Below are 22,557 nucleotides of genomic sequence, written 5' to 3'. Positions count from 1 at the left end.
CCGCCTGCTCAATTGAACCACAGCGCGAAGGTCAAAAACCCACCGCCACCGAACTGGCGCTGGATCTGGTCGAACTCGCCGCTGGTTACGATCTCACCGCTCTCGAGGTAGGGCGCGATGGCCGGGCCGGTAATCGACAGCACTAGGTCGAAAGGCTTCGGTTCTTCGAAGAAACGCTTCATGTTGATGCCCTGGCCGGTGCTGACCGTGATGCGGAAATGCGGCAGCAGCTTGCGGCCTTCCAAAAGGTCTTCGGCCATGGTCAGAGTGGCGAGCCAGGCCTCGACCTGCTCCTCGCCGACTTCGAGCCCGGTGAGCGGGTTCTCGCCCTTCTGCTGCGGTCCCGGCAGCCATTCGCGGTCATTGTCGGTCTCGGCGCGGATCGCCTTCCAGTCCTGGCGCGACAGCCGGATCATTTCGAGCAGATGGCGGCGCGCCGCTTGACGGCGCTCGGGCTCGACCACCGGCCAATTGACGAGGTGAACCATGGAGATGAAATCCGCAATGCGCCATTCCGATGAGAAGATGCTGCTGCCCATGTCCCCGGCGGGAGGTACGAGAACATCCTGCAGCGGCAGTTTGGCGCGCGGGAACAGCATGTGGAACGAGCCGTCGAACATGGTCCTGAAATCATGCGCCAGCCAGAAATCGGCCTGCGCCATCAGGAATTCGGCATAGCCCTGCAGCCAGAAACCGTCGGCCCGGTCGAAGCGGAAGGCGAGCGAGGGAGCGGCGGCGTCCGACGAGATGCCGCCGCGCGACAGCGAGGCCATGACCGCCGCGATGCTTTCATCCGGCGTGATACTGCTGTCCTCGTTGAGATCGATGCCGAGATGGGTGAGGTCGATGACCATGCCGATATCGGCTCCCGCGGGCACCGAACCCAGTGTCACCGCCGACTCTTCCAACCGGTCGCGAAAGGCGACCAGAATGGCGCGGAACTGCTCATAGGTCAGCGGTTCGGGATTGGGATTGTCCGGAATCGGCAGCCGCATCAGCGGCAGCATGAAGGATTGCGGGCTTTCGAACCCGTGGCGGTGCAGGCCGCCGGCCAGGATTTCCAGGGCGGTGAAGAATTCGCCGGCGCCGGCGGCGTAGGCTGACGCCGGATCGCCTTTCGCTGCAGACTCAAGCGTTGTGAGCGCACGGTTGCGCTCAGCCACCGTTTTGGCCTCGAACAGCGCGGTCGCCGCTTCGGGCGCGGCGGCGCGGGCCGACGATAAAGGCAGCAACAGGAGGAAGGCGGACGCCAGCAGGCCTGCAAAACGTGTCATCTCATTCCTCCACTGTGCCATTGCGCAGACATTACACGCATTTGGCGCCGTGTCTGCCGGCGGCAGTGTTTCAAGGACTGACGGTCGACACTCCCCGGGCAGACCGTCTACACAAGCTAACCGATTGGGCAAACGATTGGGCGTCGCGTGTCGAACTATCCGCTTTCCTACACACTGTCATGGCTGCCGCGCTTCCTGAAACCGTCGCTTGGCGGCGATGTCAGGGATTTTGCGCCGATCGCGGCAACGACACTCATCGATCCACCGCCAGGGCGGAAGGTGCGGCTGGCCTTTGTCGGCGATATTTCGGCGGTGGCCAACCATAGTGCGCCGGAATGCGATCCGGAGATCGCAAAGCTCTTGGGCTCCGCCGATCTGGTGATCGGCAATTGCGAAAGTCCGGTCGTCGAGCGGCCGAGCGTGGCGTTTGGCACGCGGCTTGGCACTCACCATGCGATGAGCGAGCGGTTTCTTGCCGCGGCGCTTGCCGCCGTAGGCATCGCGCGCGAAAGGCTCGTGCTGTCGCTGGCCAACAACCATGTGCTCGACCAGGGCGTCGCCGGTTTCGACGAGACGGCTGCGGCGCTGAAGCGGCTTGGCATCCGCACCATCGGCACCGCGAAAAAAGGACCGGTCGAGCAGGTCAAGGCCGGGCCGCTGACGATCGGCTTTGCCGCCTTCACACTGTGGCGCAATGCCGACGCCGCAGTTTTCAATGAGCGTGTGTCGATGCAAAGCGATCCGGCGGCATGGCCGAGAGGCGCGGCCGACAAGAACATCGACCTCACCTGTGCGGTGCCGCACTGGGACTGGGAGTTCCGGCATTTTCCGCAGCCGCAAACGCAAACGCTGGCGAGGTTGCTGGCCGGTCACGGCGTGGGGCTGATTGCCGGGCACCACGCCCATGTCGTGCAGCCGGTGCAATGGGTCGGCAAGACGCTCGTGGCTTACGGGCTTGGCGACTTCCTCGGCACGGCGCTGGCGCGGCAGCCCTGGCCCGGCCGCATCGCCGGCATTTTCGTCGTCGATGTCAGCGCAGATCTCGGCAAGCGCGGCGCGATCGGCGGCTACCGGATGCATGCCTTCATGCGGTTGCGCGCAGGCGGGCATGAGCGGCTGGTTCCGGTCGAGGCGCTGACTGGCCGGATGAAGGGCAAGGTCGAAGCCAGGCTGAAGGCGATCTTTGGCGACTGACCACTTTCCCGCTATTATAGGCATAAACGGACTTTGCGAGGGGGCGATGGAAGCAGCTGAGTTCATGCCTGATGAAGCGGTGGTCGCCGGCATCAGGAAGAATATCGAGATCTATGAGGCTGGACGGGCTTCGGCCTACCGCCAGGTGCGCTGGCGGGTGCCGGTGTTTCTGGGGCTGCTGCTGGTTTTTGTCGTGCTGGTGGCCTGGCTGTTCAACAAGGTCGCCGACTTGAACGAGCAATGGTTCTCGACGCCGCATGTGTTCCTCTATGTCGGCGGTTTCTTCGCGGCGCTGCTGCTGTACTTCCTGGCGATCAGGCCGGCGACGCGGCTGCAGCAATCGTTCCGTGACACGCTGCTGCCGATCATCTTCGGCTTCATCAGGGATGTGCGCTATCAGCACAGCGTGACGCCGAATTCCTTCGACCGGCTGCCGCGCGCCGTGGTCGGCGCCTTCAACCGGCAGAGCTTCGACGACATCGTATCAGGCCGCTACGAGGATTTTCCGTTCGAGCTCTACGAGGCGGAGTTGCGCCAAGGGTCGGGCAAAGGCTCGTCGACGGTCTTCAAGGGCGTCGTCGTCGCCTTCGAGACCATTGCGCCGTTCCCCGGCATATTGGTCGCGACGCGCCGCAGCAACGCGGTGGTCGGTTTCTTCCGCGGCATCTTCGCCGGCAAGATGGAGGAACTGTCCAGCGGCGATCCGCTGCTCGACGGCGACTACGAATTTCGCACCGACAATGTCGCCGCCGCGCAGCCGCTGGTGAGCGGCCGGCTGGCGCAGGCGCTGAAATGGCTGCACGAGACATGGCGCGATGATCCGGCGCGGGTGGCACTTAATGGCAGCGATGGTTTCCTGCTCTTGCCGCAGCCGAAGAATTTCTTCGAACTGCCCGCCATTTCCGTGCCGCTCGATTACACCAAGCACATCGCGCCGATGATCGCCGATATGGGCGCGATCTTGGCGACCGCGGCGCTGGTGCGCAAGATCGGCGCGACGGATGGCGAGGCCTAAAGCGCCGCGCGTCGAAACGAATTCATGCGACGCGCTTCAGGTCTTGTTTTCATGCATATCGTTGCCCCAAAACGGCGGTCCTGTTTGGGCGCATGCATTAGCCAGGCTGCCGCGCCTCAGCAGTCGAAGCCGTAGTTCTGGCGGTAATATTCGACGTCTTCTTGCGCCATCGTCTTGAACATCACGCAGACGGTGAAGCTGCCTACCTGGCGACCGTTTCTGGTGTAGCCCCAGTCGGAAATATCGTCCCGGTTGAATTCGAGTTCCTGGCCGGCCACGACATTGTGCACCGCTTGCGGCTCATTGGCCAATGTTCCTGCAAAGCCGGTCGCGGTCTTGTGGAAGGGGATGATCCAGAAATGCTCCGAGGCGTCTCCGTCCCTGACCTCGACTTTCAATTTGTAGCTGGTTGTCCCGGCTGGCGGCGCATCCGACAAGGACAGGAATTCATCGAGGCTGGCGCGCGCCTGCGCAATGGCCGCCGCCATGTCCGGATCGTCCCTGGCGACGCCTACAACCTTGTCGCCGCCCTGGCCGGAATCCTGCGCACCGGCCGGAATCGGCGCCAAGGCCAGCACCAGGGACAGCACGGTTCGAACTGCATGCTTCATGAAATGGCGCTCCTGCGTGTCGATGCCTGACACCATCATGCATCTATCTGGAGTTTTCAACGGCAGTGCGACAGCGTGGTATGGTCCGAACGGCAGGCCGCTCACAACCCGCTCGGCACCAGCCCCGCCAGCCAGTTCGCGGACCGCTTGGCAATGCCGACCGTTGCCGACGCGACGCGGCCGAGATCTGTCTTGACCACGGCGTAGCCGTTCCTGGTGCGGTAGAGCACGCCTGTTCCGCCATCGACCACTTGCTCGTAGGCGACGGGCCGTACCGCTGCTGCCTCCATGGCCGTCGTCGGGGAGCCGACGGGAACGCTCGGCCGATGGCTCAGTTCCGGCGGCAACGGGGTTTGGACATTCCGGCTGGCCGGCTTCAGTTCCGGGCGGGATGCGGCCGCCGCCAGTTGCGAAGAAGACGCCGACCCCTTGCTGCGGCAGATGCCAGAGACCAGCGGATAGTCGAAGTTCTTCTGGTGCAGCATCTGGCTTTTCATCGCCGCTTCGCAGTCGGCGATAGTCGCCCACTTCGCCGGCGTCTCGCCGATATATTCGCAAAGCTTGGCGTCGCAGTCGCAGCCGACAATGGTCATGGCGACAAGGGCGGTCTTGATCACGGTCTTGTCCTTCGGATTGCCCCCCGGCAGCCAGTCCTTCCATCGCGCGCGAACAAGGCGGGATTTTGGCCGCGATCACGCGATGAGCCGGGGGATGCGTTTTTCGGGTACGGCTCACTATAGGTGGATTTCGAGACACCCGGTAGCAGATAGGGCGGGAGCGTGATGCATTTGCAGGAAGAAGCCTGAATAAATCTTGTCGGCTATGGCCGCGACAACTGTTTCTTGGCCCGGTTTTCTACTACGATACTCACGGGGCGATACAACAATATAGGAGGGGTTTGTCATGGGAAGAATTGTCCGGTCCGCCGAGCCTGTGCCGAAAAGGGATTCAACGCTCGAGGGCATTCCAGGCGATGCTCCGCTCGGCGTCGACGATGACAAGCAAGAAGATCAAGGATCGAAAGGCGGCGACGGCTATCTCGACCGGGTTGCGAAGTACGTGCCTGCCGAAGTCGTGGCATTTTTCATCTTCGTCAACTCCATCCTGGTCAATGCCACTGAGCAGCCGGTTGCCAAGGCGTTGACCGATGCGGTGGCGGAAGAGACCAAAGGCGATCCGGGGGACATTCCGGGTAAGGTGCAGGCAGCCATCTATAAGATTGAAATGGCCGGTATCAGCGTCTGGACCATTTCATGGATCATGTTGATCGTCGCGCTGGCGATGACGCCGGTGTATCTGAAATCGGTCAGCGATTCAGCCGACAATGCGGAGGCTCCGGGAGCCAACATCGTCATGTCGATGCTCGCCTTCCCATTCTGGGCCTATGCCGTCAACGCGCTGGCCCTCAGGCCATGGCATGACGGTGCGCTGGCCAGCATCATGCTCGCCACCTTCACGCTCATCAGCGGCGCCATACGGCCGGAATATATAAACGCTGGCCTCAATTTGATCCCGGGCATCGGCCCGAAGAAGTAGCTCGGCCCGCCGGGCAGGCCGCGTGCAGGGCGCGTCTTCAGTCGGAGAGGTGTTCCAGCCTGGCGCCTGCTTCGAACAGCGCCGGCAGCACGATGTGCAGCTTGCGCACGGCGACGATCAGCCGGTGCGACGGGTGGCCGGATCGATCGGAACCGGTTGGCTGAACGGCGTGCGGGAGCCTTTGGGCGGAGCGAAGTCCGCCGCCGAAACACGGTGAGGATGATCGCGTCGTTGCCACCGATCTCGACGAAGGACACGCCTCTGTCGATCAGGCGCGGGATCATGTCGGTGAATTGCTGACCGCGCCTGGTGATGAAGTGGTGCCGTCAGCGCCGAAATCGCGTTCCAGCAAAGTATCGGCTTCTTACGCGTCGCTTCGCCGACCGGACCCTTGGCCCAAAAGACAGTCGGCGCCGGGATTTCTCCCAGCGCCTCCCTGTCAGATCAGGACACGGTCGCGGCAGCAACTTCCGTAAAGTCGTCGCGCCATGCCGGCCTTGATTTTGACGGTCCTGCCAGTCACCGCCCGAGGGCAGTGCCCGTTCCAGACCACGCCGTTCTCCACCCTTGCGAGCTTCGTTCGGCGCGCCATCGAAGGTTTTCGCCGTCCTTCATGGCAGCATCGGTCCGCCGTTGGCGTTCGCACGCTTTCCGCGGCCCCGTAGGTCTCGGCATCCGTCCCTCGAACAAGCAAGCCTGCTCTCGCTTCGGGCCGTACGGGCCTCAGGAAATCCGCCTTTTCGCTTTGCCTTTCGGCGTGGCGATCGGTAGCCGCCTGAGATGAGTTAAACTTACGCCGGGTAAGGGTTTTGGGGAATGGGCGTGAGCCTGTGGATAACGGGATTATCGGGGACGGTTTGCCACAAAGCTCGGAATTTCGACTCCAGCTGCATTAGACAGCCCGCCCGCTTTTTGGCGCCTGATCGGCTGTGCCCCTTGCTCCGCCGGCTGGCGCGGGCTTCAATGCAGGCAAAGCATCGAGCCTATCGGCTCGGTTCGGGGAGGGTGCGCATTGAAAGTCGGGGTGGTGCTCAATCCGATTGCCGGCGGCGGCCGGCTGAAACGGCATTGGCCGGAGGTGGCTGCTTCGCTGAAAAAGCATTTCGGCGAATTCGAGCTGCGCGAGACGCAGGCCGAGGGCGACGCCGAAAGGCTGGCGCTCGACCTCGCGGCAAGCGGCTTCGAGCTGGTGATCGCGGCCGGCGGCGACGGCACCGCCAGCGAAGTGGCCGACGGATTGCTGCAGGCTTTCGATGAGAGCGGCCGGACAACCGAACTTGCCTTGCTGCCTTGCGGCACCGGCATCGATTTCGCGCGCGGGCTCGGGCTGCCGAAAGAGGTGGATGCGGTGCTGAAGCGGATCGCCGAAGCCAAGGCGCGCAAGGTCGATGCAGGGCGCATCTGCTACATCGACGACCATGGCGCGCTGGCCAGCCGGCACTTCATCAATATCGCCAGCCTCGGCCTATCCGGCGCCACGGACCGTGCGGTCAATGCCGACAAGCGCAAGGGCAGGATGTCGGCCAAGGCGCTGTTTTTCTGGCGCACCGTGGTCGAGTTCATCCGCTACCGCTTCCAGGACGTCAGGATCACCGTCGACGATGGCACCCCGGTCGAGGCGCGCATGGCGCTGGTGGCGGTCGCCAACGGAAAGTTCTTCGGCGGCGGCATGATGATCGCCCCGGACGCCGAACTCGCCGACGGCCAGTTCGACATCGTCATCCTGCGCGCGGCCGGCAAGCTGAAGCTGATCTGGGATATTCGGCTGCTCTATGGCGGCCGGCACCGCAACCATCCGGCCATCACCATATTGCGTGGCCGGAAAGTGGTGGTCGAACCTATCGGCGATGTCGAGAAGAACGGCGCGCTGGTCGACATAGATGGCGAGTCGCCGGGGCGTATACCCGCGACGTTTGAGATCCTGCCCGGAGCGCTGACGCTGAGATATTGAATCAAGGCGTTGAGGGATTGATTCAGGTGGTTTGAGCGGCGATTCCGGCGAACCGGCCAAAGGCCTGAAATCGCAGGACATATTTACCCGGCTTAGCTTTCCAGCTTGGCTGGGAAACCGGGCGCGCGCAGATCCATGTCGACGGCATCCTCGAGCAGTTTGACGATCTGGGTCGACCAGGCGCCGCCGCCATATTCCTGTTTGCCCATCAGGAAAATCTCACTCACAAGCGGCGCCAGTTGGAGTGGCAGTCTGAACTCTCTGCCCATCGCAAGCGCAAAGCCGAGGTCCTTCAGTGCCAGGTCCATGGTGAAGCCAATGTCGTAGGAGCCGTTGAGGATGAGCTGGCTTTCGGTCTCATGGACGAAGCTGTTGCCGGAGGAGGCGACGATGGCGTGGTAGGATTGCGCGAGGTCGAGGCCGCCTTGCTTGGCCAACATCAGCGCCTCGCCGGCGGCGACGAGATGGATGAAGGCCAGCATGTTGGTGATCACCTTGATCACCGCCGCGGAGCCGACCGGACCCATCAGGAACGACTTTGCGCACATCGCTTCGATGGCCGGACGATGGCGCTCGTAAAGCGCAGCATCGCCGCCGACAAGCGCGGTGATCTTTCCGACCGCGGCCAGATACACGCCGCCGGTGACCGGGCACTCCAGCGTCTCGATGCCTTTGGCCGCGGCGAGGGCGGCGAGGCGCAGGATCTCGTCGCGGCCGTTGGTCGACATCTCGATCCAGGAGCCGCCCCTGGGCAGACCCTCGAGCAGGCCGCCGGCATTAGCCAGCACCGCTTCGCTGACCTTGGGCGAGGGCAGGCAAGTAATGGCATTGCCGGCCTGTGCCGCCGCTTCGGCCGGGCTGGTTGCGGCCGTGGCGCCGAGCGCCACGAGGCGCTCGACGGCGGCGGGGTCGCGGTCGAAGACGATGACGACAAAACCGTTGCGCAACAGGCTGGCGGCAAGGTTGCCGCCGAGATGGCCAAGGCCGATGAAGGCGTAGCGTTCGCTCACGGCATCAGCGGCGTTTGCATCATCTGCAAATGCAGGTCCTTGCCGGTGTAGGGATGCGCGTCGCAGACCGCTTCGTCCAGCTCGACGCCGAGGCCCGGCTCCTTCGATGGAATGACATTGCCGTCCTGCCATTCGATCTTCTTCTTGAGCAGTGTCGCGTGGAAGCCGTCCCACTGCTTCAGCGATTCCAGGATGAGGAAATTGGGCAGCGTCACCGCCAGCTGGATGTTGGCGGCCCCAACGATCGGCCCACAATAGCAGTGCGGCGCGATCTGGATGTGGTATGCCTCGGCCATGGCGGCGATCTTCTTGGTTTCGAGAATGCCGCCGGAACGGCCAAGGTCCGGTTGCAGGATGGTGGCGGCGCGGTTCTCGATGATTCGGGCGAATTCGAACTTGGTCGTCAACCGCTCGCCGGTGGCGATCGGGATCGACGTGCCTCGCGCCACCTGAGCCATCACTTCGGGCATGTCGGGCGGCACCGGCTCTTCGAACCACAAGGGATCGTAGGGCTCGATGGCGCGTGCCATGCGCAGCGCACCCGATGCGGTGAACTGGCCATGCGTGCCGAACAGAATATCGGCGCGGGTGCCGACGGCTTCGCGGATCGCCTTGACCATGCGGGTGGAGACATCGATGTCGATCAGGCGCGGCTGGTGGCCGTCGAAGGCGGTGTAGGGGCCTGCCGGGTCGAGCTTGACGGCGTTGAACCCCTGCTCGACATATTCGAGCGCGCAGGCGGCCGCCAATTCGGGGTCATTGTAGACGTTCCGGCCGTCCGGCGCGTCCTCCGAATGGACGCTGCCGGTGTGCGGATAGAGATAGGTGTAGGAGCGCAGCGTCTCGTGCACCTGGCCGCCGAGCAGTTTGTAGACCGGCTTGTCGGCTTCCTTGCCGACAATGTCCCAGCAGGCCATTTCCAGCGCCGAGAAACAGCCCATGCCGGTAACGTCGGGGCGCTGGGTAAATCCTGAGGAATAGGCGCGGCGGAAGAAGGTCTCGATGTCATGCGGATCGTGGCCGATCAGGTAACGCTCGGCCATGTCCTCGACCAGCTTCGCTGTTATGTGAGCCGAGAAGGTGGCGTTGTAGGCCTCGCCGTAACCGACGACGCCGCCATCGGTGGTCAGCTTGACGAAGATGAAATACTTGCCGCCGATGCCGGGCGGCGGGTTGCCGACTACCCAGGTCTTGACGTCGGTGATCTTCATTTTTGGTCCTCCAGAACCAGTTCGGCGCCCTTCCATCCGGTCATGACCGAGGCGGCGTTGGTGTTGCCGGTGATGTTGGCGGGAAAGATCGAGGCGTCGATGACACGCAGACCTGCGAGCCCGTGCACTTTCAGGCGCGGGTCGACGACGGCGGCCCCGGCGCCCGGCCCCATGCGGCACGTCGAGACCGGGTGATAGACGGTGCCTGAGCGCTTCCTGAAATCCTGGATCAGATCGGCATCCGATTGGATCGATGGGCCCGGCAAAACCTCCTCAGTGATGATCTCGGCCATGGCGGGCATCGAGGCTATCTTGCGCACGAATTTCACCGCCGCCAGCATCTCGTCGACATCGGCGTTGGTGGAATAGGCGTTGGCGACGATCCTGGGATAGTCCAGCGGATTGCTGGAGCGGATCATGATCTCGCCGCGGCTGGACGGGCGGCAGTTGGAGAGGCCGATGGAAAAGCCCGGCCACGGATCCGGCGTCAGGATCGGCCGCTCGCCGCTCTTCGGAACGACGGTCGAGAAAGCCTGGAAATAAAGCTGCATGTTGGGGCGCGAAAACGCCAGGTCGGTTCGGAAGAAGCCGCCGCCATGGTTCATCGACAGCGACAGCGGGCCGGAGCGGGTGAGGATGTACCGCATGCCGACCAGCAGCTTGCCCCACCAGGGCCGCAGGATTTGGTTGAGCGTCGGCACGTTTCCCTTGAAGGTATAGTTGATGCCGACATGGTCCTGCAGATGCGCGCCGACATTTTCGTTGCCGTGGACGACCGGGATGCCAAGCCCCTTGAGCAGTGACGAGGGGCCGACGCCGGACAGTTGCAGCAGCTGCGGCGAGTTGATCGAACCGGCGGACAGGATCACCTCGCGGCCGGCCCGCGCCGTCTTGGTCTCGCCGTTCTGCAGATATTCGATGCCGACGGCTCGCTTGCCCTCGAACAGGATTCTGGTCGCCAGCGCATTGGCTTCGACGCGCACATTCGCGCGCTTCATCGCCGGGCGCAGGAAGGCGCGCGCGGCCGACATGCGGCGGCCATTCCTGGTCGAGATCTGGTAGACGCCGACGCCTTCCTGGGCGGCGCCGTTGAAGTCAGGGTTGAGCGGCAGCCCAGCCTGCTGGCCGGCTGCGAGGTAGCGCCTGGTCAGCGGATGGACGGCGTTCGTCGTGTCGGTGATATGCAGCGGCCCGCCGGTGCCGCGCCATCTGTCGGCGCCGGCCTCATTGTCCTCAAGCGCCTTGAAGCCCGGCAACAGATCGTCATAGCCCCAACCGGGATTTCCGGCATCGCGCCAGTCGTCAAAGTCCTCGCGCGCGCCACGGATCCAGACCATGGCGTTGATCGAGCTGGAGCCGCCAAGCAGCTTGCCGCGCGGCCAATGGTCGACATTGCCGGCAAGGCCGGGGTCCGGCTCGGGCTTGTAGTTCCAGTTGACCGCCGGATCGAAGAAGGTCTTGCCGTAGCCGAGCGGCATCTGGACATAAAAGCGGCGGTCGCTGCCGCCGGCCTCCAGCACCAGCACGGAGAAGCGGCCCGAAATCGACAGCCTGTCGGCCAGAACCGAGCCGGCCGAGCCGGAGCCGACGATGATGAAGTCATAAGTCTGCATGATTGGTGTTGGCGGCTCCGCAAAACTGAGCGCAGCCTATCCGCGACGGCTTGGCCGCGCCCCTGCGGCTTCCGGCATGGCTTGTGAAAAAAGCGACCGTGAGACGCCTGGTCGGAAAAGCCACCATGGAACCGACATTGCGCCGGGAGCCTCGCCCGTCGCGTTGACCTCTTGGGCCCGTGACGCTACGGGATCAAGGGCTATCGCTTTAGGGGAATCTCGGATGGTGCATTACGCGGACGGACGGCCGATCGGCGATCTGACCTTGCGTACGCTCGCCATGCCGGCCGATGCAAATGCGGCCGGCGACATCTTTGGCGGCTGGGTGATGGCGCAGATGGATCTTGCCTGCGGCATCCGTGCGGCCGAGCGGGCCAAGGGCCGCGTGGTGACGGCGGCGGTCAAGGAAATGTCCTTCGCCAAGGCGATGAAGATCGGCGACACGCTGTGCATCTACACCCATGTCGAGCGCGTCGGCCGCACCTCCATGACGCTCAAGGTCGAGGCCTGGGCGCAACGCTACCTCTCCGACCTGATGGAGAAGGTCACCCACGCCGATTTCGTCATGGTGGCGCTGGATAGCGACGGCAAGCCGAAGCCGATTCCAACCGAAAGTTGACATCGTCGATTCTGCCAAGCTTGCGCTTATGTAACATCCCCCGCGCGGGCGATGCGCTGCGCGACATCCAATGGTTGCCTTCACATCCGATTCTGCGGGCGGCGGAGGGAAGACAATGCGTCAACACATGCTGAACGGCTGGCTCGTGGCGGCCCTCGTCGCGGTGATCTGCCTGCTTGGCACGACCGCTTATACCGAGATCAGGAAAGAGCTTCCAAGCGTTGCCTGCACGCACGACCGGACGGTTGGCAACGAGCGGACTGCCCAGCGGTCTGCAAGGGTAGAGACGTGCGGCGCAGTGTGTTGCAGCAACCCTGCGTCAAAGGCCTGAGGGCCCGTCAGCGGAAGACCTCGTCAGCCTCAAAATGATCATGCGCCGGCGAACGAAACGCTGCAGCTATGTCGCGATGGCGTGACCAACGATGCAAGGGCGGATCCAGTTAAACCCGGGTACGCGTCGTCGGCGGCAAAATCCGTAAACCGTTGCTGGACAACGGTTTTCAGGCGTGCACGCCATCGAATCTTTCGCGCGCCGCCTGGACCCGAACGGTGTTCCTGCGTGCCCATTCGCCGAGCGCGCCGACCGGGACCAGCAGCTCATGGCCGAGCTCCGTCAGCTCATAGTCGACGCGTGGCGGGATGGTCGGGAACACGGTTCGGGTGACGAAGCCGTCGCGCTCAAGACCGCGCAAGGTGGTGGTCAGCATCTTCTGGGAAATGCCGCCGACAGCGGCGCGCAACTCATTGAAACGCAGCGGTCCGGCGCCCAGTTTGCCGACAACCAGAACGGTCCATTTGTCGCCGACGCGCTGCAGGATTTCCGAGACGGCTCGGCAGTCTTCGGTGTTGTGCGGGTGCCTCAGTAACATAACGGTGCCTCCTTGCGCTGCCATTTGTCAGTATCTCATATAGCGCCGGTATCCAGACGATACCAGCTTCTGCATATATGGAGAGCCCCATGTCCAAGCCCAAAATTGCCATCGTCGTCGGTTCGACACGCGCCGCGCGTTTCGCCGATGTGCCCGCCCAGTGGATCGCCAAGATCGCGAAATCCCATGCCGACATCGACGTCGAGACCGTCGACCTGCGCGACTGGCCGCTGCCCTTCTTCGACGAGGTCGCCTCGTCCGCCTGGGCGCCGTCGCAGAACGAAGTTGCCCAGCGCTGGCAGAAGAAGGTCGCCGAATTCGACGGCTTCATCTTCACCGCCGCCGAATACAACCATGGCCCGACGGCCGTGCTGAAGAACGCCATCGATTACGCCGCCAATGAATGGAACAAGAAGCCGGCCGGTTTCGTCGGCTATGGCAGCGTCGGCGGCTCGCGCGCTGTCGAACATTTGCGTCTTGCCGCGGTCGAATTGCAGATGGCGCCGGTCAAATCCGCCGTTCACATTGCCTGGAGCGATTTCCTGGCGGTGCGCCAGGGCGAGAAGAAGCTCGAGGAGATCGAGCATCTGAACCAGGCTGCCACGGCGCTGGTGAACGACGTTGCCTGGTGGGCCCGCGTGCTCAAGGCAGCGCGTCAGGCCGACGCGATTGCCGGCGAAGCCCAGGCGGCCTGAGCCTTATCCTCCCAAGGACCGATGATTTTTCCAAAGGGCGGCGTTTGCGCCGCCCTTTTTCATTTACGTGAAGAGGCGCTCTCGGCCTTCCCCGGCCGGATGGTGCAGTCGGACCGGCAAGGTCGTGCTGATGCCTTGACGATCCCGCGCAAAGGATCGCCGCCTGTCACAGCCAACCGCCGGAAAACCCGGCCCGGCGCAGTCCTGTGGTGATGGCCGGCACGCGGCGCATCAATCGCCACAGGAAGTCCGACCGGTAGTTCTCGATCATCAGGGCGATCGGCCCCTGGTTGATGCCGACATGGTCCGGCGATACCCAACCGCAGGCGCGGCCGTCGTCGGCAGCGATCGTCGGGTTGAAGCTCGCGGTGAAGCCGTAAGGGTTGCCGTCGCGCAGGTCCATCTCGTGGAAATGGCGCAGCGCCGGCAGCACGATTTCCGGCGCAAAAGGCAAGGAGGCGATTGCCGCCCATGGCGACAGCGTGCCGTCATCGGGGCCAAACGGTGCGCCGCGGGCGAGATAACCGAAGAAGCGGCGTCCATCGGCTCGCCGCGCGATCGGACCTGGGCCGTCGCTGGCGGTGACGCCCCAGCAATTCTCGCCATAGCCCGCGAACCCCCTCGGATTGCGGATTGCGTAATCGCGCTGCAGATACGTCGCCTGGCGGCTGTTTTCGAAATAGTCGATGTCGTGACCCTGCATGAAGGTATCGCGGATGGCGCGAAAATCGATCCAGATATGCGAGAACTGGTGGATGAAAAGCGGGCCGGCATAGACCATCTCGCGGCCGTAGATGGTCTTCCATTTGTAAGTGGACAGCCAGGCCGCGTAGCTCTCGGGAGTTAGCGAGTGGGTCGGCGAACCGAGACCCAGGACGTACAGGATCAGCGCCTCGTCAAATCCTTCCCAGCGGTAGCGGAGAAAGCCTTTTCCAGGCCGCCAGCCATGGGTGACGGTGGCGCCGCCGTTCTGCGCCCAGCGCCAGTCGGCACGGCGGTAGAGCGCATCGGCAAGCTGGCGGATTTCCAGTTCGAGCTCATCGTCCTGGTCGAAATAAGCGCCGGCAGCCAGAACACCGGCAAGCAGAAGTGCGGTATCGATCGTGGACAGTTCGCAATTCCAGACGCGGCGGCCGGTCTTCATGTCGAGGAAATGATAGTAGAAACCCTTGTAGCCGGTGGCATCGGGCTCCGGCCCGTGCGGGGCGTTCCAGAAGAAGCGAAGCGTGGCGAGCGTCCGCTCGATTGCGGCATCGCGCGTCATGAAACCGCGCTCGACACCGACGGGATAGGACGACAAAGCGAGCCCGACAGCGGCTATGCTGGCAGGCGACGTTGGCGTGTTGCGGTCGGCGACCAGGCCGTTGGCAGGGTTGGCCTCGTTGAGAAAATACTCGAAGGACAGGCGCTGGATATCTTGGAGAAGCTCGTCGTTTAGCGCGTGTTCGTTCGATGCATCCATGACAATCGATATAGAGGCTTTGGCTGCTTTTGCCATTCTTCCAGCGGATCAATCATGGGTGAGGGCAGGCTGGGGCCGATAGCGAAAGGCGCTGCCGACGCACCGAATTCAAATCGAGGGGCTGCGAAGATCGGTTGGACCGCCATATGCACGGCCCTGCCATCTGGCCTGGCCGTCCTCCCCTGATATATCCGGCTGCGATCCATCACATGAGCATGCCCCGTGAAGTCACCCAGCCTGTCAGGCGTCGTTTCCCCCATGACCCCGGTGCTGGTCTGTGCACTTGCGATCTTCCTTCTGTCCGCCATGGATGCGGCGATGAAAATCCTGGTGATCGCCGTCGGTGTCTACAACACGGTGCTGTGGCGAAGCATGCTTGCGAGCGTGGTCGCGGGCACGGCCTGGGCGGCGGGGCCGCGTTCCCTTCCCACGCCTTCCGTGCTGCGGCTACACGCGCTGCGCGCCGTGATCGTGGGCATCGTTCTGCTGTCGTTCTTCTGGGGCCTTGCCAGATTGCCGCTAGCGGATGGGATCGGGCTTAGTTTCGTCGCGCCGCTGTTCGCTCTCCTGCTGGCGGCGCTGCTTTTGGGCGAACGCATACAGCGCCAGGCGATCTGGGCGTCGCTGGCGGGCATCGCCGGCGTCGTCATCATCATGGCCGGACAGTTCGGGCAAGGGAACTATACCGGGGATGCCCTGCTTGGCACGGTGGCGGTGCTCGCATCGACGGTGTTCTACGCCTACAATCTGATCCTCTCGCGGCGGCAGGCGCTGGTAGCCAAACCAGTCGAGATCATGCTGTTCCAGAACCTGTGCGTTGCCGCCGTCCTTCTCCCCGCCGCTCCCTGGCTCGCGGTTGCCCTGCCGGGCAATCTCTGGCTTCCACTGGCCGGGGTGACGGGGCTGTCGCTCTCCGGCCAGTTCCTGATGAGCTGGTCCTACGCGCGGGCCGAAGCGCAATATCTAATCCCGACGGAGTATTCCGCCTTCATCTGGGCGATCGTGTTTGGCTGGCTGTTCTTCGACGAGGCGGCGACCTGGACCACGCTGGCTGGAGCGGCCCTGATCGTGGCCAGTTGCCTGATCGCCTCGCGCTCCAATCCGAAGCTTGCCGAACCGATCGAAGCCGCGGTCTGAGGGCGCTATTCGCTTTGACGGCAGAGCGTCAACGCACCACTTCGCGATGGCCGCTGGGCAGCCGGGTGGCGATCAGCTTGTCGATGCGGCGGCCATCGAGGTCGACGACCTCGAAACGCCAGCCTTGCGCGTCGACGCATTCGCCGGTCGCCGGCAGATGGTGCATGTGCGACAGCACATAACCGGCGACGGTCTCGTAGTCGCGGTTTTCCGGCAGGTCGATACCGAGAACGTCAGCCATCTCGTCGGCTTGCATGTATCCCGCGAGCAGCCATGAGCCGTCCTCGCGCTTGACGGCGTTTCCCTCGTCGCCGGCATCAAGGTCGGCGCGGAAGACGCCGGTGATGGCCTCGAGAATGTCGGCAGGTGTGACGATCCCTTCGAAATGGCCGTATTCGTCATGCACCAGCGCCATCGGCACGTCGGATTCCTTCAGCTTCTGCAGCACATCCAGCGCGTCGGCCTGGTCGTAGACGATGGGGGCGGCGCGCACATGCTTGCTCGGATCGAGTGCGCGGCCGGCGAGCAGGGCGGCCAGCACGTCGCGCGTCTGAACAACGCCAACCATGACGTCGACGCCGCCGTCGCCGGCCGGCAGGCGCGAATGCTGGGTCTCCATCAAGAGCTTGCGGATGGCACCCTCATCGGACTGCAAATTGATCCAGTCGACCTCGGTGCGCGGCGTCATCACGGCGCGCACGGCGCGATCGCCGAGCCGCATGACGCCGGCGATCATGCGCCGCTCGTCAGATTCGATGGTGCCGTGGTGCTCGGCCTCGGCGACCAGCATCTTGATCTCTTCGTCGGTGACTTTTTCCTCGCTCTCGCCGCGCTGGCCGAGCAACCACAATATGGCGCGGCCGGAAATGTCGAGCAGGAACACCAGCGGCGCCGAGACGGTGGCGAGGATGGTCATCGCAGGCGCTGCGCGGGCCGCAACACGCTCGGGATCGCGCAGCGCGATCTGCTTGGGCACCAGTTCGCCGACGATCAGCGAGAAATAGGTGATGATGGCGACGACGATCCCGACGCCGAGCGGGTCGGCGATGTTTTCGCGCATGCCGGTCGTGGCCAGGTACACCGAAAGCCTGTCGCCCAGCGTGGCGCCGGAGAAGGCGCCCGACAGCACGCCGACCAGAGTGATGCCGATCTGCACCGACGACAGGAATTTGCCGGGATTGGAGCCGAGCGTCAGCGCACGCCCGGCGCCATTGACGCCGCGGTCGATCATCGCCTTGAGCCGCGCCGGGCGCGACGACACGATGGCGAGCTCGGACATCGACAGAAGGCCGTTCACACAGATGAGGACGACCACGGTGGCGATTTCGACGTATAGCATCAGGGCTCAATAGCATTGCGGCGGGCCGCAGGAAAATAGTCCGCGATGATTTTTGGAAAATGACAGTGGTTCAGGGGAATTGCCTGAGCACCCCGACAACAGCCTTGCCGTCGGTGAAATAGGGATCGCCGCCGCCGTTGCGTCCGGTCCTGGTGGCGCCGATGCCCGGGATGTCGCTCACCGAGATCANATCACCATGCCGGCCGCCGACAGGTCGTGGATCACGAGATCGCGCTCGGCGTCGATGTCAGGGGCGATATGGTGGGTGATGGCGCCGGTATCGTGGCTGAGACCAACGCCGCGGTCGAAGCTGGCCGAGCCCATCCAGAGCGTTCGGCCGTCGTCGCCGGTCGCATCGCTGCGCCAGAAGCGGACATGATGGCGCCGGTCGGCGCTGCCGCCGACCGGCTTTTCGAAGGCGAGATCCTGGGCGCGGCCTTCGAACAGCAGCCGGCTGACCGGGGCGTCAGGATAGGGATGATCGAACAGCACGCTCTCACCGATTTCGATCGCGGTCTTTAGCGTCACGCCATCGGCCGTATCCCATCCGGCCATGGCGAAGGCATGGATCATCTCTTTTTCGGTACCGACAAGGCCGATATTGATCGGGTCGCCCGGAATGCCTTGCGGCGTGTGTGTCACCATCTCGAAAGTCTGCGTGCGAAAGCCGCGGTCGCGAACCGTCCAGAATTCCGGCGCAGCGACATAGGCGAGGGCCAGCCAGACCGCCAGAAGAGCGGCGAGCCAGGTCAATGCGCGTCGTTGCAGGCTTCGTCGGCTCATGAAAGCGGCTCGATCCGTGCGGTATCTGTGCCTGACGGACCCCGGAAATCAATGGCCAGCGGCGAGCAGCCGTTCTATCGTCGGCCATCGTTTTTGCGGGGGGTGAGCAGGAATGGATAAGAAGCCGGTGGGTCGCAGCTCGATGGCATTGACCGCGGACCTTGTCGCAAGGGTCGAGCGTGTCGAACCGGATGCGGGTCCCGAGCCCGGAACAACCGAGCATACAGACGCGGAGTTCGATAGTCTTGTCGAGCAACTTCTGTCGGAGCATCGGCCTGAAGCGCTATGGGTCTTTGCCTACGGGTCGCTGATCTGGAACCCCGAATTTGCCCATGTCGAGCAGCGCCCGGCCACGGCGCCAGGATGGCACCGCTCGTTCTGCCTGACGCTGACCCGTTGGCGCGGAACCCGTGATTTGCCGGCGCTGATGCTGGCGCTCGATCGAGGCGGCAGCTGCAACGGCATCGTCTATCGGCTGCCCGCGGAAGACCATTTCGGGCAACTTGGCCAGTTGATGCGCCGCGAGATCGATGCCAACCCGCCGACTAACGTGCCATGCTGGATCAAGGTCAAGACCAAGGATGGGCCGTTGCGGGCCTTGGCTTTCGTCGCCGCGCCAGACGGCAGGGCCTATGCCGGCCGGCTGCCATTGGAGCAGGTTGCCGACACGCTGGCGCGGGCTGCCGGGCATTGGGGCTCGTCGGCTCAATACCTGTTCCGAACCGTCAGCAAGTTGGAAGAGAGCGGTATCCGCGACAGGAACCTTTGGCGCATCCAGGATCTGGTGGCCCAGCAAATCATCGCTTCCACCAGGAACGCCAATCCCGACTGATTTCTGAACGGTGAAACGCTTTAGCGGCAGGCGCGGTAGCCGCTTTTGCGGTTCTTGATGTCGAAATGGAAATGGTTGCGGTGATCGTAATTGTAGCCGGGACCGAGCACGGTGGTGAAATACTGGCAGCCGTCGGCACGCACATTGTTGAGGAAGCCGCGGGTGCGGAAGGCAAACAGGCCGGGCTTGCGCACGTCGATGTCGTCGCCGTTGTTGAGCTCGATGCTCATGACGTCGAGGGCGTTGCCCTTGCCGTGCTCGGACAGGACACCTTCGCCGGCGATGTTGCGGCAGGAATAGCTCGAGCCCTGGTGGATGGTCTTGACGCCCGAGAAATAGCGCCAGCGGGCGGAGGGAACCAGTTCGTTGCTGGTCCAGGCGGCGAAACTTGCGGCCATGTCGCAGGTCAATGTTGCGGCGGGCTTCATCTGGATGCCGCCGATGGCGGAGACCTTGACCGGCCAGTCTATGCCGCACTGTCCCTCGTGGATCGGCTGGACATCGGTGTAGACGACGCGAAGGCGCTTCAGCTCGCCACGGCAATCGGTTTCGCTGGCCGGCATCTGCTGCGGCTCCGACTCCGACATCGGCTCGTCGATGCGCGGATAGGCGGCAGTCATATAGGGATTGGACGGGACGAGCTTCTGCATGCCTTCATATTGCGGCACGGCCGCGGTCTGCGAGCCAACATCGACGGCCGGCTGCAGCGACAGCACGCTGCCCGTGTTGCAAGCTGAAACGGCGGCCAGCGCAAGACCGGCGGCCAGTATCGCTGTGCTTTTTGCCTTCGCGGCGGCGCGAAATATTGCGGCCATGGGCGGAATCCTGTCCTTGATCGGTGGGATTTTAACGATCAAGGGTAAAGGAAAACTCAGCGTCCGCGTTCATGCCTGCGGCCGAAATGCGGCAGCCAGACCATCACCGGCATGACGATCACTGGAGGGCCATCACTGGCAGAAAGTGCCACCATTCCGGCGCGGTTCGAGATCGAGATGGAAATGCAGGGAATGGTCCGGGTCCGCGCCCGGTCCAAGCACGGTCTTGAACGGTCCGCAGGCGGCCTTGCGCACCGCATTGAGGAATTTGCCGTCCTTCTCGGGCGGCGTTGGACCGACTTCGACCTTTCTGCCATCCGACAACGTGAAGCTGGCAATATCGAGCGCGTTGCCGAAGGCATGTTCCGACAGATGGCGCGTGCCGTTGCGCGGCCGGCAGACAAAGGCCGATGCCTGGTTGATCGATTTCAGGTCGGCGCCGAATTCGGCTTTCGCCGCAGGCTGGATGATTTCGGCGGCAAAGCGGGCTGCCGCCTCGGCCATCGGGCAGTTGAGTTCGGTCGCGGGGCCGATGGCGATGGATTTTCCGAGCGACTTCAGCACCAGGGGATAGGGGATCGAGCAGCCGATGTCGGGATTGCTTTCCGCCTTATGCTCCTCGAATTCGACACCAAGGGCCGTCAGCCGCTCGCGACAGGCGACTTCCGCCGCCGGCATTTTTGCATCGGGCACATCGGCCGAGCGCGCATCGGGCAGCATCTTCTTGTCGCCGGCATCGGGTTTTTCAGGTGGTTGCGGAGCAACGGCCAGCGGCTGAGCTTCAGGTTCCGAAGTGTCTGGCTTTTGTGTCGGAATCGGCACCGCGGCCGGCGGCTCGGGCTCGCTTTGCTTATCGGTCGACGGCTTCGGGGCTGACGGTCCGGGCCGCGCCTGCTTTTTAAAACGGGACTTTTCTTCGTTGAATCGATCGTCATTGGACCGGTTGGGCGCGCCAAGGGGGTTCGGACCTTCGGCCTTTTGCTTTTCGATCGGTGCCGCGCCGGTCTTCGGCGCCTCTGAAGGACGCGCCTCGGGCAGCGGGACAACGCGCGAGGGCTGCACCGGAACATCGGCGGGCGAGGGCTCTTTATCCGGGGTCTTTTGTTCCACCTGCTTTGGCGTGATGTGCCGCTGTGGCCTGGGCTTCTGGCGGTGTTTGCTGCGCGGCTTAGGATGCGAGTCGACCCGCGGTGAAAACAACTGCTCCAACCGCTGTGACAGCGGCGTGTAATGCTTCTTGCGCTGTTTGGCGTCGGCTTGCGTCAGCAGCAGAGCCGTGACGACCATGACTAGTGCAACCCTGCATGTTCGGGAAAGTACAACAGACCCCATCGTCCTCAACGGCGCGAACGCCCGGAGGTTGCCTGCGGCCCATCACGAACGGTAACGACGTCGTTACGCGCCAATCGCTTCCAGCCCTTCTTCCAGCCAGTCGGCCAAAAGCGGCATGCCGAGCAGGTATTTCGCCGTGCGCTTGTTGGCGCGGTCGCGCGCGGCGGCAACCGCATCGGACCATTCCGCTGCGTCATAGTCGCCGCGGCCGACCCAGGCCAGCGCGATCAACTCGGCCGCTTCGTCGACGTTGAGGTCGTTGATCAGCTCGCGCAGCTCTTCCTCGGTGAGGTCTTCCGCGCTTTCCTCCGCCAGACCGTCATGGTGGTGATTGGCATGTGATTCACCATCGAGCTCGACCTCATGCTCGGCACCGTCGGCATAGTCTTCGTTGACGGCAGCACTCAGTCCCTTTGCCTTGAGAATGAACAGGCGCACGGTGTCCGGGCCGATAGATAGCTCCCATTCCCGCTCACGGCGCTGTTGCACTCTCGGGGTACCCCCGCTGATCTTCCCGAATGATAGCTGATTTGCAGCGCGCGTCACGTCATGTTCTGATCCCTGGCTCCCGCCTTGACGGAATTCAGGTTAGGCACGGCCGCACAAATAGTTTCGGCGGCTGCGGGTTTCCGGGATGAAAAGTCTGCATCCCGGCGTTAGCTTTTCATTATCGTCATTTTCCCTCAAGATCGTCATTATCCCTCAAGGAGGCTTCGATGCATAAAAGAGTGTTGATCCAGGCGGCTGCGGCGGTTGTCGCGCTGCAGTTCTTTGCGGTTCCGGTGTTTGCGGCCGGCGGCGGTGGCGGTGGTACCGAGACCACCACCCAGTGCAAGAAGGGGCAGGTCTGGGACAAGAAAAAGCAGAAATGCGTCGCGCCGAAGTACGGCATGCTGGACGACGACAACATCTATGATGCTGGTCACGACCTGGCCATGGCCGGGCGTTATGATGAGGCAATCGCCGTACTCAGCCTTGCCGCCAACAAGCAGGATCCGCGCATCCTCAACTATCTCGGCTATTCGCATCGCCATTCCGGCCGTGTCACCGTCGGCCTCGGCTATTACGAGGAAGCGCTGCGCATCAACCCGGATTACACGCTGGTGCGCGAATATCTCGGCGAGGCCCATCTGCAGATCGGCGACCTGGCCGGCGCCCAGGAGCAGCTGGCCGAGATCGAGAAGCGGACCGGCAAAGGTTCCCGCGAATACGGCATGCTGGCCGAACAGATCTACCATTTCATGAGAAGCTGACCCCAC

The 22,557-nt window shown here is 63.3% G+C and carries 22 protein-coding genes and 1 pseudogene; 9 read left to right on the top strand and 14 right to left on the bottom strand.

Going from position 1 to position 22,557, the window contains the following annotated elements; all coding sequences use genetic code 11:
- Window positions 1-8: 8 nt before the first annotated feature.
- The gene (locus X726_RS145540) at window positions 9-1,274 is read right to left on the bottom strand and encodes a hypothetical protein (RefSeq protein ID WP_023672006.1); all 1,266 of its coding nucleotides are present in this window, start codon (window positions 1,272-1,274) and stop codon (window positions 9-11) included.
- A gap of 147 nt (window positions 1,275-1,421) precedes the next feature.
- Here X726_RS145540 and X726_RS145545 point away from each other — a divergent pair, with 147 nt between their 5' ends.
- Both X726_RS145545 and X726_RS145550 read left to right on the top strand, forming a co-directional pair.
- Window positions 1,422-2,468, top strand: coding sequence for a CapA family protein (locus X726_RS145545; protein ID WP_023672005.1), 1,047 nt, complete (start codon window positions 1,422-1,424; stop codon window positions 2,466-2,468).
- Between the two features lie 46 nt (window positions 2,469-2,514).
- Complete coding sequence (locus X726_RS145550; protein WP_023672004.1) at window positions 2,515-3,483, top strand: DUF3137 domain-containing protein; 969 nt, start codon at window positions 2,515-2,517, stop codon at window positions 3,481-3,483.
- A 116-nt stretch (window positions 3,484-3,599) separates the two neighbouring features.
- On the opposite strand, the gene X726_RS145555 is transcribed toward X726_RS145550, so the two are convergent.
- Both X726_RS145555 and X726_RS145560 read right to left on the bottom strand, forming a co-directional pair.
- Window positions 3,600-4,094: a DUF2314 domain-containing protein gene (locus X726_RS145555; protein ID WP_023691555.1), complete on the bottom strand. Its 495-nt coding sequence runs from the start codon at window positions 4,092-4,094 to the stop codon at window positions 3,600-3,602.
- Between the two features lie 101 nt (window positions 4,095-4,195).
- Window positions 4,196-4,711, bottom strand: coding sequence for a hypothetical protein (locus X726_RS145560; protein ID WP_023672002.1), 516 nt, complete (start codon window positions 4,709-4,711; stop codon window positions 4,196-4,198).
- 286 nt (window positions 4,712-4,997) lie between these two features.
- Between X726_RS145560 and X726_RS145565 the strand changes: the two genes are divergently transcribed.
- The gene (locus X726_RS145565; RefSeq protein WP_023807272.1) at window positions 4,998-5,630 is read left to right on the top strand and encodes a hypothetical protein; all 633 of its coding nucleotides are present in this window, start codon (window positions 4,998-5,000) and stop codon (window positions 5,628-5,630) included.
- A gap of 37 nt (window positions 5,631-5,667) precedes the next feature.
- On the opposite strand, the gene X726_RS1000000171895 is transcribed toward X726_RS145565, so the two are convergent.
- Window positions 5,668-5,868: a hypothetical protein gene (locus X726_RS1000000171895; RefSeq protein WP_023672000.1), complete on the bottom strand. Its 201-nt coding sequence runs from the start codon at window positions 5,866-5,868 to the stop codon at window positions 5,668-5,670.
- Window positions 5,869-6,642: 774 nt separating this feature from the next.
- Here X726_RS1000000171895 and X726_RS145570 point away from each other — a divergent pair.
- The gene (locus X726_RS145570; RefSeq protein ID WP_023683740.1) at window positions 6,643-7,581 is read left to right on the top strand and encodes a diacylglycerol kinase family protein; all 939 of its coding nucleotides are present in this window, start codon (window positions 6,643-6,645) and stop codon (window positions 7,579-7,581) included.
- Between the two features lie 92 nt (window positions 7,582-7,673).
- On the opposite strand, the gene X726_RS145575 is transcribed toward X726_RS145570, so the two are convergent.
- Genes X726_RS145575 through X726_RS145585 form a run of 3 tightly spaced genes read right to left on the bottom strand, consistent with a single transcriptional unit; the run spans window position 7,674 to window position 11,415 of the window.
- Window positions 7,674-8,591, bottom strand: coding sequence for an NAD(P)-dependent oxidoreductase (locus X726_RS145575; RefSeq protein ID WP_023671998.1), 918 nt, complete (start codon window positions 8,589-8,591; stop codon window positions 7,674-7,676).
- Window positions 8,588-9,802: a mandelate racemase/muconate lactonizing enzyme family protein gene (locus X726_RS145580; protein WP_023671997.1), complete on the bottom strand. Its 1,215-nt coding sequence runs from the start codon at window positions 9,800-9,802 to the stop codon at window positions 8,588-8,590. The genes X726_RS145575 and X726_RS145580 overlap by 4 nt, the downstream gene beginning before the upstream one ends.
- Window positions 9,799-11,415 carry a GMC family oxidoreductase N-terminal domain-containing protein gene (locus X726_RS145585; protein ID WP_023671996.1) on the bottom strand — a complete coding sequence of 539 codons (1,617 nt, stop codon included), beginning with the start codon at window positions 11,413-11,415 and terminating at the stop codon, window positions 9,799-9,801. Before X726_RS145585 ends, X726_RS145580 begins: the two co-directional genes overlap by 4 nt.
- Before the next feature lie 223 nt (window positions 11,416-11,638).
- Between X726_RS145585 and X726_RS145590 the strand changes: the two genes are divergently transcribed.
- Window positions 11,639-12,034: an acyl-CoA thioesterase gene (locus tag X726_RS145590; protein WP_023671995.1), complete on the top strand. Its 396-nt coding sequence runs from the start codon at window positions 11,639-11,641 to the stop codon at window positions 12,032-12,034.
- 500 nt (window positions 12,035-12,534) lie between these two features.
- Here X726_RS145590 and X726_RS145600 read toward each other — a convergent pair whose 3' ends face one another.
- Window positions 12,535-12,903, bottom strand: coding sequence for a helix-turn-helix domain-containing protein (locus X726_RS145600; protein ID WP_023671993.1), 369 nt, complete (start codon window positions 12,901-12,903; stop codon window positions 12,535-12,537).
- 89 nt (window positions 12,904-12,992) lie between these two features.
- On the opposite strand from X726_RS145600, the gene X726_RS145605 reads away from it, so the two are divergent.
- Complete coding sequence (locus X726_RS145605) at window positions 12,993-13,598, top strand: NADPH-dependent FMN reductase (RefSeq protein ID WP_023671992.1); 606 nt, start codon at window positions 12,993-12,995, stop codon at window positions 13,596-13,598.
- Between the two features lie 166 nt (window positions 13,599-13,764).
- Here the strand turns inward: X726_RS145605 and X726_RS145610 are convergent, their stop codons facing one another.
- Window positions 13,765-15,060 (bottom strand): glucoamylase family protein, encoded by a 1,296-nt coding sequence (locus X726_RS145610; protein ID WP_023671991.1) that lies wholly within the window; start codon window positions 15,058-15,060, stop codon window positions 13,765-13,767.
- Between the two features lie 258 nt (window positions 15,061-15,318).
- Between X726_RS145610 and X726_RS145615 the strand changes: the two genes are divergently transcribed.
- Window positions 15,319-16,197 (top strand): DMT family transporter, encoded by an 879-nt coding sequence (locus tag X726_RS145615; protein WP_023671990.1) that lies wholly within the window; start codon window positions 15,319-15,321, stop codon window positions 16,195-16,197.
- A gap of 28 nt (window positions 16,198-16,225) precedes the next feature.
- Here X726_RS145615 and X726_RS145620 read toward each other — a convergent pair whose 3' ends face one another.
- Complete coding sequence (locus X726_RS145620; RefSeq protein WP_023671989.1) at window positions 16,226-17,536, bottom strand: hemolysin family protein; 1,311 nt, start codon at window positions 17,534-17,536, stop codon at window positions 16,226-16,228.
- A gap of 70 nt (window positions 17,537-17,606) precedes the next feature.
- Window positions 17,607-18,319: pseudogene (locus X726_RS01000000167325) on the bottom strand (LssY C-terminal domain-containing protein).
- Window positions 18,320-18,461: 142 nt separating this feature from the next.
- On the opposite strand from X726_RS01000000167325, the gene X726_RS145625 reads away from it, so the two are divergent.
- Entirely contained in the window at window positions 18,462-19,151 is a 690-nt protein-coding gene (locus tag X726_RS145625) for a gamma-glutamylcyclotransferase (protein ID WP_245272151.1), read from the top strand.
- Window positions 19,152-19,171: 20 nt separating this feature from the next.
- On the opposite strand, the gene X726_RS145630 is transcribed toward X726_RS145625, so the two are convergent.
- From X726_RS145630 to X726_RS145640, 3 genes are all read right to left on the bottom strand, one after another.
- Window positions 19,172-19,966, bottom strand: a complete 795-nt coding sequence (locus X726_RS145630) for an extensin family protein (protein WP_023671985.1) — start codon at window positions 19,964-19,966, stop codon at window positions 19,172-19,174.
- A gap of 132 nt (window positions 19,967-20,098) precedes the next feature.
- Window positions 20,099-21,175: an extensin family protein gene (locus X726_RS145635; protein WP_023748179.1), complete on the bottom strand. Its 1,077-nt coding sequence runs from the start codon at window positions 21,173-21,175 to the stop codon at window positions 20,099-20,101.
- A 186-nt stretch (window positions 21,176-21,361) separates the two neighbouring features.
- Window positions 21,362-21,787: a DUF3775 domain-containing protein gene (locus X726_RS145640; RefSeq protein WP_023683751.1), complete on the bottom strand. Its 426-nt coding sequence runs from the start codon at window positions 21,785-21,787 to the stop codon at window positions 21,362-21,364.
- 227 nt (window positions 21,788-22,014) lie between these two features.
- Here X726_RS145640 and X726_RS145645 point away from each other — a divergent pair, with 227 nt between their 5' ends.
- Window positions 22,015-22,551: a tetratricopeptide repeat protein gene (locus X726_RS145645; protein ID WP_023733325.1), complete on the top strand. Its 537-nt coding sequence runs from the start codon at window positions 22,015-22,017 to the stop codon at window positions 22,549-22,551.
- Window positions 22,552-22,557 lie beyond the last annotated feature (6 nt).

Origin of the sequence: Mesorhizobium sp. LSJC285A00, assembly GCF_000503155.1 — a bacterium.
Lineage (GTDB): Bacteria > Pseudomonadota > Alphaproteobacteria > Rhizobiales > Rhizobiaceae > Mesorhizobium.
This window is presented reverse-complemented; position numbering and strand designations above follow the sequence as displayed.

Excerpts from the sequence above, each read along its gene's own strand:
- X726_RS145620 (WP_023671989.1), bottom strand. The coding sequence starts at position 17,536 with ATGCTATACGTCGAAATCGCCACCGTGGTCGTCCTCATCTGTGTGAAC.
- X726_RS145555 (WP_023691555.1), bottom strand. The coding sequence starts at position 4,094 with ATGAAGCATGCAGTTCGAACCGTGCTGTCCCTGGTGCTGGCCTTGGCG.
- X726_RS145630 (WP_023671985.1), bottom strand. The coding sequence starts at position 19,966 with ATGGCCGCAATATTTCGCGCCGCCGCGAAGGCAAAAAGCACAGCGATA.
- X726_RS145565 (WP_023807272.1), top strand. The coding sequence starts at position 4,998 with ATGGGAAGAATTGTCCGGTCCGCCGAGCCTGTGCCGAAAAGGGATTCA.
- X726_RS145625 (WP_245272151.1), top strand. The coding sequence starts at position 18,462 with ATGGCATTGACCGCGGACCTTGTCGCAAGGGTCGAGCGTGTCGAACCG.
- X726_RS145540 (WP_023672006.1), bottom strand. The coding sequence starts at position 1,274 with ATGACACGTTTTGCAGGCCTGCTGGCGTCCGCCTTCCTCCTGTTGCTG.
- X726_RS145615 (WP_023671990.1), top strand. The coding sequence starts at position 15,319 with ATGACCCCGGTGCTGGTCTGTGCACTTGCGATCTTCCTTCTGTCCGCC.
- X726_RS145590 (WP_023671995.1), top strand. The coding sequence starts at position 11,639 with ATGGTGCATTACGCGGACGGACGGCCGATCGGCGATCTGACCTTGCGT.
- X726_RS145550 (WP_023672004.1), top strand. The coding sequence starts at position 2,515 with ATGGAAGCAGCTGAGTTCATGCCTGATGAAGCGGTGGTCGCCGGCATC.
- X726_RS145645 (WP_023733325.1), top strand. The coding sequence starts at position 22,015 with ATGCATAAAAGAGTGTTGATCCAGGCGGCTGCGGCGGTTGTCGCGCTG.
- X726_RS145610 (WP_023671991.1), bottom strand. The coding sequence starts at position 15,060 with ATGGATGCATCGAACGAACACGCGCTAAACGACGAGCTTCTCCAAGAT.
- X726_RS145585 (WP_023671996.1), bottom strand. The coding sequence starts at position 11,415 with ATGCAGACTTATGACTTCATCATCGTCGGCTCCGGCTCGGCCGGCTCG.
- X726_RS145600 (WP_023671993.1), bottom strand. The coding sequence starts at position 12,903 with ATGTTACTGAGGCACCCGCACAACACCGAAGACTGCCGAGCCGTCTCG.
- X726_RS145605 (WP_023671992.1), top strand. The coding sequence starts at position 12,993 with ATGTCCAAGCCCAAAATTGCCATCGTCGTCGGTTCGACACGCGCCGCG.
- X726_RS145580 (WP_023671997.1), bottom strand. The coding sequence starts at position 9,802 with ATGAAGATCACCGACGTCAAGACCTGGGTAGTCGGCAACCCGCCGCCC.